Source organism: Bartonella sp. SL320 (assembly GCF_059687635.1).
Window position 1 is genome coordinate 87972 of record NZ_CM185143.1, and the last position, 11905, is coordinate 99876.

Here is an 11905-nt window from a genome sequence, read left to right on the forward strand (position 1 = left end):
GAAATTATCAAAACCTTAATGGCACTTTTGAGCTGCATTTAAGGCAGCAGTAACCCCTTTTAAGGAATAAGTATAGGTGGTATGCGTTCCCCGTTTTGATATCGCTTTTACCGTCATATTGTTTCCAGCACGCATAGCAGAAACAAGCTGCTTTTCTAGCTCTGATGACGCTAACCAAGCTGAGGAATCTTTCGTGAAAAAATCAAAGTCCTTACCTCCAATGGTCACCGTTACTCTTGACCCTTCTTGAAGCGTATAACCAGCCATAAACTGCGGTTCAAACGAAATAGGTGATTGAGAACGTTTGGTAACTAAGAAAAAATTATCACCATGATTAACTGTTGTTGGAAGAGATTTCAAAGGAACCGATAACACATAACAAATCGTATTTTTTGGCGATTTATAAGAATAGGCTCCCCACGCTTCAAATTGATTTAAACGGCTTGGCGTTTGTGCACATGCTGCTCCTGCTGTAATTAGAACCATTACAGACGCAGCAATAACAGTTTTTTCAAACATATTCATTTAGCTCACTTCTTTAGTTTATAACAATATTCTCTTCATCAGAAAAGTTTAATAAAAACTCCTCAATATTCATGTGTAATTATCCTAATTCCTTCAATAAGCGAAATATTTTTACACCAATCAGAATAGATTTTTACGTTTCATTGTGACCTTTTAGTCGTTACAAAAATATGAACTTTTTATTCAATCATTACATTAAAAAATAGCATGTGTTTGATTTCACACTACCCATTTCGTTTTTGTATAAAAAACGATCTCCTTAAGCAATAGAACTTCAAAACAAGACGGAAATATACCACTACTCTGTTAAGAAATAAACCACGCTCTTTATACCACAAGCATCTCACAAGCAATCTGCTGAAAAATACCGAAAATACACCCCGTACTCCCTCAAAAAATTTCACAGCCCCACACACTATCACTTCTCGATGTTACACATTCAATACATGTATTTTCGTAAAATAATCCACCTTTTATTGATTATAGTGCATTCATACTTCGTATTCAATATCGTCTCGACATCACATTTCCACAGTTTTAAAATGATCTTGCAAAAAATAGTCAAGTATTATCAATATATTAATCATGAAACATAAAGAGTTCAGATTCTGCCTCAATAATAATGTGCAATTTTGTTTCTTTATGATTCCATTTCCTTATATATTTCATTTTCAATGATTAGTTTCTAAAATGATTTTAGCTGCTTATACGGGCTTAGCCATATTATTTTAGTGTACAAGATAATACCTTTCTTGCTGTTACCAAAATCTTCTCAAGCGTTCTTTTGTTTAATTTCTTCAGCTTATTTTTAGGTAATTTATAAATAAAAATATAAAACTTTTTCTTACAGCAGCTCTATAATTTTCATCTTATCGTTTTTTAAACAGCATTTTACTCAATTAAAACGTCGTTGAATAAATCTTCCTATAAAACGCTTTTACCCAGTCTAAAACTATCATTTTCATTCGTACCGTATAAAATTATTTTTTAGTGTGAGCCCTATACAACGACCAACATTTAAACGACCTTTAATAAAAAGGATCGATCTCCCCCCTCTCATAAAAAGACATAGTATATCTCTTTATTTCTGCATTTCTGCTTGAGCCTTATTATTATTTCTAAACATTCAAACTCAACTTACGAATAAATTTTTCTGTTAATTTCTTCTTCGCCCTCAAAGGACGAAGATTCTTAACCCAATCTAGACCTGTAAACAGTTCGAATCTTGTCGAGCGCTCTCCTCTTTTCTTCTCACTCAGGGAATTTACTTAAATTAAAAGCTCTAACAAACAAATCCTGCTTGTAAAATATTTACGAGATATTCTAAAAACACTTAATGTATTAAGAAAATTTACATACCTTATCTCACGACACCTCACATGGCATTGTTTTACAGCATAACAGAATAAACACATGTAAGAACATAATGTTTGAATGCTATATGGCAATAAGAAAAGACACTGACTTCATTGTTATTTATTTCTCTCTAAAAAGAAGTTCGCTTAGAAACGATTTCTCAAAATTGTATGACATAACCTTTTTATCAGCCCCTTAAGATATAAGTTATATTGATTTACACTCTATACGTGTACCCTTTATTGTTTACACACTAACAGTTTTTTTAAGCTGCGTTTGATTCTGAAGTTTGAATCAATAAGGTATAAAGAGCATTAGCATTTTGTGTATTGCGCAATTTTTGCACAACATCAGCGTGACGCAAAACACGTGCAATCTGTGATAAAGCTTTTAAGTGATCTGCACCAGCATTTTCAGGTGCTAAAAGGAGAAAAACGAGATCTATAGGTTCGTCATCGAGAGCTTCAAAATCAACAGGACTTTCAAGACGTGCAAATATACCAATAATCCGATTAATATCAGGTAATTTTCCGTGAGGAATCGCAATACCACCACCCAGCCCCGTTGAACCAAGCTTCTCCCGTTGCAAAACAATATCAAAAATTACATGCTCACTAAGACCTGTCAGCTGAGAAGCTTTTTCGGCTAAAATTTGCAGAACTTGTTTTTTCGAATTAGCCTTAAGAGCCGGAATAATTGCTTCCGGTGCTATTAACTCACTCAAATTCATCCTTTAATTTCCCTTTTACAAGCTCAAACGCTTACCAATAAATTCGGTATAGATATTTAACGTTCTTTCACTTCCGTGCATCATTGTATGTGTTATACTTTTCAAGCTATAATGGGTGATGGCTCAATACATCTCATATCACTTTTAAAACAATAATAGATAGTATTTAGCGCCTCATTAACAGCATGAGAAAACAAAGAAATGAAATTGTTCATAAAATTAATTTCCTTACGATACTAGAAAAGGTCATTATTCATAAATTTATTAAACTTATCACAAAAGTTAATTTATATTCCCCACCAATCTTTTTCATTTAAAAATGAACTCTTAATAAAATGAGAAACATGCAGGGAAAAGTGACCTTTACTTTGATAATTATTGTATAGCCCGAACACGGCCTTATAACAAGAATCTAAAGGCTTTTAGACGTTTAATGATTATTTTAATAAGATTTATAGATTTAACCTGATATCTATAACCGCGCTCCTATTTTAAAATATGCCATACAAACCAATAAAACACGACAATCGCTATTGAATCAATACAATATATAACTGGTGCTTTTATCAAAATATTCGAAACAGTATCATTGATATGTTACTTGATTCGACAGAGCAAAATATGATGAATATCTCTTACCTTTCAATAATACACGCAATTTATTTACAGCCCCGCTTATCACTCATTATCAAGTTAATCTAGTGATATCTTTTCTATGATACAATTATAAAGTAAGCTAAACCAATAAAATAAGAAATTCTTATCTATCGTGATAAAGCATTTTTTACCACTCAATAAAATATTTAAAAACCATAATCATAAAGCAAGTTTTGGCATAAATAAGGAGATTTTCAGTAAGAATGTTCCGTTAAATTTAAATAGAAACTCTTGAAAGCTGTAAAATCAAAGAGAAAACTGATCTCCTAAATAAATTCTGCGAACATCAACGTTGTTTATAATATCATTAGGAGAACCGTGAACCAACACTTTCCCTGTGTGGATGATATAAGCGCGGTCGACAAGCCCTAATGTCTCGCGCACATTATGATCCGTTATTAAAACACCAATACCACGTCGTGTTAAATGACGAATAAGTTGTTGAATGTCAAAAACAGCAATAGGATCAATTCCTGCAAATGGTTCATCAAGTAACATAAAATTGGGACGAGAGGCTAAAGCGCGTGCAATTTCAAGTCGTCGACGTTCACCCCCCGATAGAGAAAGTGCAGACATTTTACGTAAATGATCAATTTTAAATTCATGTAAAAGGCTATCTAACTCTTCACGTTGTTTAAGGCGATCTTTTTCAACCACCTCTAAAACAGCTTTAATATTATTTTCTACTGAAAGACCACGAAAAATTGAAGCTTCTTGGGGAAGATACCCAATACCTAAACGCGCACGTCGATACATCGGAAGATGCGTAATATCAAATCCATCGATTTTAATAGATCCTCCATCAGATTTTATAAGGCCTGTAACCATATAAAAACAAGTTGTTTTACCTGCCCCATTGGGCCCTAAAATACCAACGGCTTCTCCCGTACGAATGCCAAAAGAAACGCCATTAACTGTTGGTCTTCCTCGATAAACTTTAATCAAATGACTAGCAATCAAAGTTCCTTTTAAGCGCTTTTTTGAAGCTTCACTTGCAAAATCATAACGATCAGTCTGTTTTTTTCTTTTGATTCCAAACATGAAATCTTAATGGCCATTCTTTTGATTTTGTTTAAAAATAATAGAAACACGTCCCTTTTTTTTAGACGTCTCACAACCTTCTAAAAAAGCCTTTCCACTTTCCATATTTGCCGTTAGTTTGCACCCCGTTGCCACATTGTCACCATCCGTTAACACAACATGATTCCCCGTTAAGATCATCATGTTTGATTTTCCATCAAAAACGCCTTTATCCCCCGTAGCAACTTGCGTCGCTATTTTTATATAGACTTTTCCTAAAGCTTCCATTTTTTGTATGCCCGACGAACCCAACAAAGCAACCGATGATGCCTTCGTATCTTTCTTGTTTCTATCCTTTTCCTTATAGGCTTTATCGTAATAAACAACTAATTTTGCCGCCCGTAAAAGACGTTGACCTTGCACCACTGAAACATCACCCTTAAAAAGTGCTATCCCTTCTTTATCACGTATTTCTAAAGAATCTGCGTGAAGTTCTACCGGTTCTTTGTCGTTTGATAGACTTATTCCAAAGTGGGCCCCTTCAGCATGTCCTAAAAAGCTTCCTCCTCCTAACATTCCTATGCTAAAAGCAAACGTTATACCTATCCATCTTTTGTGTGGTCTCATTATTTCAATTCTTCTGTTTGTGTATACACATGAATTCTCTTTTAAATATCCCTTAAAGATTCGTATTGATATTGCGTCATTGCTTTTGAAGTACTAAATGCACACCACCATGAAAATAAATGTTTTTTCCTTTGTCTCGAATTTGTAAGGCGTTGGCAGCAAGATGCAAACCGGTTTGCTGGATATTAACACGTTGATCTGTTTCTAACAGTCCCTCAGATAAATTAATACTAGCCGACATAAATTGTGCCATCATCCCATCATCCGTCGTAATGGTGAAAGGCTTATCTAACTGTAAAGAGCCGTTAATGTTATCATAAACACCCCCTTGTGCTGCGAGAAAAACTTGTCTTTGTTGCCCCATAGATGCTTTCGCTGTAATATTTTGCAGCCCAATTATTCCAGAGTGCGTACGATCTTGAAATGCCTTTTCTGCTTTAAGCCAATAAGGTTCATGAGCACGCGTATACCCTTCTAATTTTGGATTGAGTATTGTCAAATTCATCACTTCATTCTCTTCACTATTTAAAGGCATAGAATCAGAAGTAATGGGAACCAAAAAAAACGTAAACCAGCAAAAAACCAGCGCTGAAACCAACGCTAGGAGAGGTAAAAAAACTTTTAATAGGCTAATCCGACGCGAATGACGGGATGCTTTTTTAAAAACATCTCTCAAAGACGATGGCGTTGAAAAGACTTCAGAATGATTGTTAACGGACATACTCTCCTAATCTCTTAAATATTCCGTATTTTTAGTCTGTATAACCTTTATGAGAGATATTTTCAAATTTTGTTTCTTGCAATTTGTTTTTTCTTGGTTTTATTTTGCTTTTATCCGTTTATATATTGTAATATGCATGAAGTGTACAATTATAAAAAAGTTTTTTGTGTGAAAGTGAGGCTATTGTGGTTAAATCAGAGCTTGTGCAAATTATTGCTCGTCATAACCCGCATCTTTTTCAACGAGATGTGGAGAATATTGTAAACGCTATTTTTGAAGAAATTTCGACAGCACTTGCAAATGGCAATCGTGTTGAGCTCCGTGGATTTGGGGCTTTTTCCGTAAAAAGTCGTTCAGCCCGAAATGGACGGAATCCACGAACAGGGGAAGCTGTTGCTGTTGAAGAAAAATGGATTCCTTTTTTTAAAACTGGCAAGGATTTACGCGACCGTCTTAATCAGTGAGAAACTTATGATCATTAAACGTATTATTTTAACAAGTATCTGTGTGTTTCTCACAGCGTTTTTAATTGTCTTTATCGTAGCTAATCGTCAAATGGTTTCGTTAACGCTTAACCCTTTTCGAACAGATTCTGGAAATTTTACTTATCATGCTCCCCTCTTTGTATGGCTCTTAATTTTCTTTGCTATTGGTATTGCATTAGGAAGTTTAATCAATTGGTTGTCCTATTACAAATGCAAAAGAGCTCTCAAAAAAAGCAAAGCTGAGATAGAGAAATTGAAAACGTCTATCGCAAATCTGGTGTAATGGTATTTTTCAGCCCCCTTTTCTCTTTAGTATTTTATATCAAATATAGCGTTAAAGGTACTCTTTTTATTTTTTTCTATACGTGCTCTAATGAACTTTAGCTCTTTTTCACTTTTACGAAACATTTAAGAGCTTTATAATGCAATCTTTATACCTTATGTATCGTGATACAAAATATGCCTGCTCAATTCTTTCAATCCTCCCACAATAATAGATATCCGCAGGAAAAGTTGCCTCTTATTTTAGAAACGAGTACGAGTGAAAGTTATGCTCTCATTGATTCTGGGTGTGGAAAAAAATTAGAGCGTTATGGAGATTATCGAATTGTTCGACCAGAAGGTCAAGCATTATGGAAACCTGCTTTATCAAAAAAACAATGGGCTGATGTTGATGCTATTTTCACAGGTAACCTTGATGAAGAAGGCGTGGGACGTTGGCATTTTCCTAAAGCGCCACTTGATGAAACATGGCCACTTTCTTGGAATGGACTGTCTTTTCTAGGCCGCTTTACTTCCTTTCGTCATGTGGGGGTTTTTCCTGAACAAGATGCCCATTGGCGCTCTATGGAAGAGCAAATTGTTAAAGCCGCACGTCCTATCAAATTATTAAATCTTTTTGGCTATACAGGTGTTGCCTCTTTGATTGGAGCACGAGCGGGTGCAAACGTTACTCACGTTGATGCTTCTAAAAAAGCCATTGTGTGGGCAAAAGCTAATCAAAAAAGAGCAGGATTGCCAGATCATTCTATTCGTTGGATTTGCGATGATGCTGTAAAATTTGTCGAGCGAGAACTGCGTCGTAAGAAAAGCTATGACATGATTCTTCTTGATCCCCCTGCTTATGGACGTGGCCCCCATGGCGAAGTTTGGCAACTTTTTGATCATTTACCAGACATGATTACAAATTGTCGTAAACTTCTCTCTGATAAACCGATCTGTGTTGTCCTTACAGCTTATTCTATTCGTGCTTCCTTTTTTGCACTTCATGCTTTAATGCGCGATGCATTTGTAAACCTTGGGGGTACAGTCGAATCAGGAGAACTCATTTTGCGTGAAGAAGTTGCAGGGCGTGCCCTTTCTACTTCTCTTTTTAGCCGTTGGATTGCTTGAATATGTGTACACCCAAAACTGGTAGAGTGAAAGAAATTACTTCTCTTAGCAACCCCATCATAAAAGATCTCAAAGCACTTAGCCAAAAGAAAAACCGTAATCGTGAAGGCCTTTTCATGGCAGAGGGATTGAAACTGGTTATTGATGCTCTCAATCTCGGTTGGACAATACAAACGCTTATTTTTTCTAAAAGCGAAATTGGTAATGCCACTATCGAAAATACTGCTGCACGCGCTGTAGCCAATGGTGGTTTTGTTATCAAAGCCTCACACAAGGTTATGGAATCACTGACTCGACGCGATAATCCACAAACAGTTATTGGTATTTTTAAACAAAAATGGCAACCTCTTGAAATGATAAAAGGACAGGCTAAAGATGTCTACATCGCGCTTGATCGTGTGCGTGATCCTGGAAATCTTGGGACCATTATTCGCACGGCTGATGCCGTAGGTGCTAAAGGTGTTATTTTAATTGGAGAAACAACAGACCCTTTCTCACCTGAAACAGTTCGCGCAACCATGGGATCTATTTTTTCTATCCCCCTTTATCGTTTTGATGAAAGTGCCTTTTTAAACTGGTCTGCTCACTTTAAAGGCACGATCGTTGGCACGCATCTCAAAGGATCTCTGGATTATCGTGCACTTGATTTGAAAAATAGTCCTATTATCCTTTTAATGGGAAATGAAAAACAGGGATTATCCGATATTCTCACAAATCGCTGTGATAAACTTGCACGTATTCCACAAAGCGGGCGTGCTGATTCGCTTAATCTAGCAGTCGCAACAGCTGTTATGCTCTATGAAATCCGTCGCCCTTATTTAACCTTGGAACCATGCGAGGAAAAAATATGATCCGTAAATCACTTTCTTTTCTTTTCTTGGGCCTAGCAATTACAACAGGGCTTGATCAAGCGGTCAAATACTGGGTTATGCACAATATGCCTTTAGGAACAGAAATCCCGCTTATTCCTTTCCTTTCCCTCTATCATGTGCGCAATTCTGGTATTGCATTTTCGTTTCTTTCTTCCTTTCCTCACTGGGGAATTATTGCCATCACGGTTATTGTAATTATCTTTCTTCTATGGTTATGGAAAAATACTGAGTACCATAAACCTTTAACGCGCTTTGGTCTTGTTCTCATTATTGGGGGAGCAATAGGTAATCTTATTGATCGTATTCGCTTTCATCATGTCACTGATTATATACTTTTTCATATCGATGATATTTTTTATTTTGCTATCTTCAATCTTGCAGATAGTTTTATCACACTAGGTGTTATTGCCATCCTTATTGAAGAATTGCGTACTTGGATGAAAGAAAAAAGTCATTCTAACCATACATCTTCTCATTAATGAGATAATCGCCTTTTTAAAAAAAACAGAGATCTTTAACCATCATAAGCTTAATTACAAATTGATTTCTCTTAGATCGTTCTTGTGGCTCATTGTGTTTACATACTTTTCTTTTCAGCTTTACATTTCCATCTTTGATCACGGTAAAAGAAATAAATTCGGATAGAAATCAATATTTTTTATCCATATACCCTCTCTCCTCTCCTAAGATGAAAATATTTTACAGCATTTAAGTTCTATTTATTTGCTTGGAACAATTGCCCTTCATATATTCTTTTAGTTTTTACAGATATCGTTTTTTACGGTGCTTTTCTTAAGTGTTTCAAAATTTTCTTTATTTGTTTTATATATTGTTTAATCGAGGTATTTTAAAATAAACCTATCGATTATAAATGTAGTTTACCGTTTTTCATGTTGAATCCATTAAAACCATGTCTCTTGTACGATACAAGTGAAGTTTATGTGTGGATAAAAACAATATTATAAAATTATCTCTTATGAATTGTCTAAAGTGCCAAGGATTGTTCCGTAACATTGGAAGCTGATAAATATAACGGTGGAGGCGCGCAGCTTGCTCTTTCATAAGGATAAAGAGGAAGGTCCTCTTACGCCATATCATTCACAAACATCATCGCAAAATGGGTTTAAGAATATTGAAGGATATTTTTACTTCTTTTTCCACATGCCAAATCCTGCTTGTGTCATGCAAGAAAATGATCTTGATTGATTTAATATAAATAGATTTGTCATCAAAGAATCTCACAATATTTTTGACGGAGTATTTAGGACAAAAAATTTATTATCCTTATAAAAAAATAATATATTATTATATATCAATATGTTATATAAATTATTCAATTAAGCCTTCTGGCTGGGCAGATCAGATATAATCTGGAAAGTTGAAGATAGCGTGATGTTACGTGATGCTCCCCTCATCACCGTAAAGATAGATATTTTATGGGTGTGAATTACTAAGATTCCTGTGAATAATAAAAAACTTCAGTTTCATCTTTTTATTGTGCAAAAATATGGCAAAAAAACGTAAATATTTTTCATTAAAATGAACCATTTCCTTACTAATTTGTAAGCTTCTTGCTTCGATAAATCTCTTGTAATTTTTTAATAAATCTCCATAATAAAGGAAAGTATGCTGGAATTCCGCCAGTGATTCTGAAGGTTTTTTGTATTTGCCAAATGAAGGCCTATACAAAGCTTTTCTCTGTAAGGAGAGAGACACTTTTAAAAACCAATATCTGACGGAACATATGCTAAAGGATTTTATATTATGGCTAATTTTAAAGATTTACGTTCGGCGCCTGCTTCTCATGCCGATGCATCAATTGATCAGGGATTGCGCGACTATATGTTGGGTGTCTACAATACAATGGCCATTGGTTTGCTTATTACAGCTGCTGCTGCCTATGTAATTGTGTCATTAGCAACAACAACAGATATGAGCCAAGCAGCCGCTCAAATCAATAGCAGTGTTTATCTAACACCATTTGGCGTAACATTTTATACATCGCCATTTGCTTATATTGTTATGTTTGCACCTCTTGTTGCGGTTTTATTCCTCAGTTTTAAGATTAATACATTGAGCACAAATGCTGCTCGTAGCCTCTTTTTTGGTTATGCTGCGCTCATTGGGCTTTCACTGTCTTCGATCGTTTTGCGTTATACAACAGAAAGTGTTGTTCAAACCTTTGTTATTTCCGCTGCAACTTTTGGAGCCCTTTCGCTTTATGGATACACAACAAAGCGTGATCTTACAGCAATTGGTTCATTCCTATTCATCGGATTGATTGGTTTGTTGCTTTCTATGATTGTAAACATTTTTCTTGGATCAAGTGCTTTGCAATTTGCTATCTCCGTGATTGGTGTTTTTATCTTTGCTGGTTTAACAGCTTACGATACTCAGAGCATTAAGTTGATGTATTATGAAGGAGATGCAAGCGACACCAAAGGGCGTAAAGTTATTATGGGTGCTTTAAATCTTTATCTTGATTTCATTAATATGTTTGTCTTCTTACTACAGTTTCTCGGCTCAAACCGTGACTGATTACAAAAATAATAACTTAATGAGAGAACCTTGTTTCTAAGAGAGACAAGGTTCTTTTGTTTTTAGTATAAGTTTTTATCCTTTGTCTCTTAAGCACTATTCTTTTCGCAAAATGACAAAAATATCTTATAAACAAAAATTCCCTCGGGTTACCGGCTTTGTCCAACAAAAGCTCCATAGCTCTTTTTTAAAGGCAGTCTATAACCGTTCTCATCATCAATCAAATATCCTTAACCCAAATCATCATTATGATCTGACCGTTGCTTCTTATAATGTGCATAAATGTATAGGTGTTGATAAAGTTTTTAATCCTAAACGAATTGTCCGGGTTATTACTGAATTACAAGTTGATATCCTTGCCGTTCAAGAAGCAGATAAACGTTTTGGAGAACGTATTGGTTTGATTAATCTTCAGCTGCTAAAAGCTGAAACTGGCTTGATCCCTGTGCCTCTCGATACTATGTCACCCCATGGTCATGGTTGGCATGGCAATGCTCTTTTTTTGCGAAAGGGATATGTGCGTGACACCTTGCAAGTGACTCTTCCTGGTATTGAACCACGTGGAGCTATTATCGTAGAATTAGAAATGGAAGCAGGCCCTCTTCGTATTATTGCGGCTCATTTTGGCTTATTACGTTATTCTCGTAAACAACAAACAAAAGTGCTCCTTGCAATTTTGCAAAAACGCTCCCTTATGCCTACACTTCTCATGGGAGATTTCAATGAATGGCGAATGGGAAAAGGCTCATCTTTAAACCATTTTTATCCTTATTTTGGTAACACACTTGAAGTTGTACCAAGCTTTCCCTCTCGCTTTCCTTTTTTAGCTCTTGATCGCGTTTTTGCCTTTCCACACCAATTAGTAACAAATCTTGAAAACCACCATTCACCACTTGCACGCATTGCCTCCGATCATTTGCCGATCAAAGCCTATCTTAATCTTGCCAATGCAATGAACATCCTTAAAAATAAATGAAAAAAG

Annotated in this window: 12 protein-coding genes; 7 read left to right on the forward strand and 5 right to left on the reverse strand. The window is 35.5% G+C overall.

Features of this window, described 5'->3' with window-relative positions; genetic code table 11:
- Positions 1–15 precede the first annotated feature (15 nt).
- The 5 genes from AC6ER8_RS00295 to lptC all read right to left on the reverse strand — a co-directional run bounded on the left by AC6ER8_RS00295 (position 16) and on the right by lptC (position 5636).
- Positions 16–519, reverse strand: a complete 504-nt coding sequence (locus tag AC6ER8_RS00295; protein ID WP_497079683.1) for an invasion associated locus B family protein — start codon at positions 517–519, stop codon at positions 16–18.
- A 1627-nt stretch (positions 520–2146) separates the two neighbouring features.
- A complete protein-coding gene (gene ptsN, locus AC6ER8_RS00300; RefSeq protein WP_497078377.1) occupies positions 2147–2611 on the reverse strand; it encodes a PTS IIA-like nitrogen regulatory protein PtsN in 465 nt (154 codons plus the stop codon).
- A gap of 903 nt (positions 2612–3514) precedes the next feature.
- Positions 3515–4309 (reverse strand): LPS export ABC transporter ATP-binding protein, encoded by a 795-nt coding sequence (lptB, locus tag AC6ER8_RS00305; RefSeq protein WP_497078378.1) that lies wholly within the window; start codon positions 4307–4309, stop codon positions 3515–3517.
- Between the two features lie 6 nt (positions 4310–4315).
- The gene (locus AC6ER8_RS00310) at positions 4316–4915 is read right to left on the reverse strand and encodes an LptA/OstA family protein (RefSeq protein ID WP_497078380.1); all 600 of its coding nucleotides are present in this window, start codon (positions 4913–4915) and stop codon (positions 4316–4318) included.
- Positions 4916–4991: 76 nt separating this feature from the next.
- The gene (gene lptC / locus AC6ER8_RS00315; RefSeq protein WP_497078382.1) at positions 4992–5636 is read right to left on the reverse strand and encodes an LPS export ABC transporter periplasmic protein LptC; all 645 of its coding nucleotides are present in this window, start codon (positions 5634–5636) and stop codon (positions 4992–4994) included.
- Positions 5637–5821: 185 nt separating this feature from the next.
- Here lptC and ihfB point away from each other — a divergent pair, with 185 nt between their 5' ends.
- The 7 genes from ihfB (at position 5822) to AC6ER8_RS00350 (ending at position 11899) form a co-directional block, all read left to right on the forward strand.
- Positions 5822–6100 carry an integration host factor subunit beta gene (ihfB, locus tag AC6ER8_RS00320; RefSeq protein WP_142416588.1) on the forward strand — a complete coding sequence of 93 codons (279 nt, stop codon included), beginning with the start codon at positions 5822–5824 and terminating at the stop codon, positions 6098–6100.
- 7 nt (positions 6101–6107) lie between these two features.
- Complete coding sequence (locus AC6ER8_RS00325) at positions 6108–6404, forward strand: LapA family protein (RefSeq protein WP_497078384.1); 297 nt, start codon at positions 6108–6110, stop codon at positions 6402–6404.
- A gap of 176 nt (positions 6405–6580) precedes the next feature.
- Positions 6581–7513 (forward strand): class I SAM-dependent methyltransferase, encoded by a 933-nt coding sequence (locus tag AC6ER8_RS00330; protein WP_497078386.1) that lies wholly within the window; start codon positions 6581–6583, stop codon positions 7511–7513.
- Positions 7514–7515: 2 nt separating this feature from the next.
- Entirely contained in the window at positions 7516–8364 is an 849-nt protein-coding gene (locus tag AC6ER8_RS00335; protein WP_497078387.1) for a TrmH family RNA methyltransferase, read from the forward strand.
- Complete coding sequence (gene lspA, locus AC6ER8_RS00340) at positions 8361–8864, forward strand: signal peptidase II (RefSeq protein WP_497078389.1); 504 nt, start codon at positions 8361–8363, stop codon at positions 8862–8864. The genes AC6ER8_RS00335 and lspA overlap by 4 nt, the downstream gene beginning before the upstream one ends.
- Before the next feature lie 1285 nt (positions 8865–10149).
- The gene (locus AC6ER8_RS00345; protein ID WP_497078391.1) at positions 10150–10923 is read left to right on the forward strand and encodes a Bax inhibitor-1/YccA family protein; all 774 of its coding nucleotides are present in this window, start codon (positions 10150–10152) and stop codon (positions 10921–10923) included.
- Between the two features lie 112 nt (positions 10924–11035).
- The gene (locus AC6ER8_RS00350; RefSeq protein WP_497078393.1) at positions 11036–11899 is read left to right on the forward strand and encodes an endonuclease/exonuclease/phosphatase family protein; all 864 of its coding nucleotides are present in this window, start codon (positions 11036–11038) and stop codon (positions 11897–11899) included.
- Positions 11900–11905: the final 6 nt, after the last annotated feature.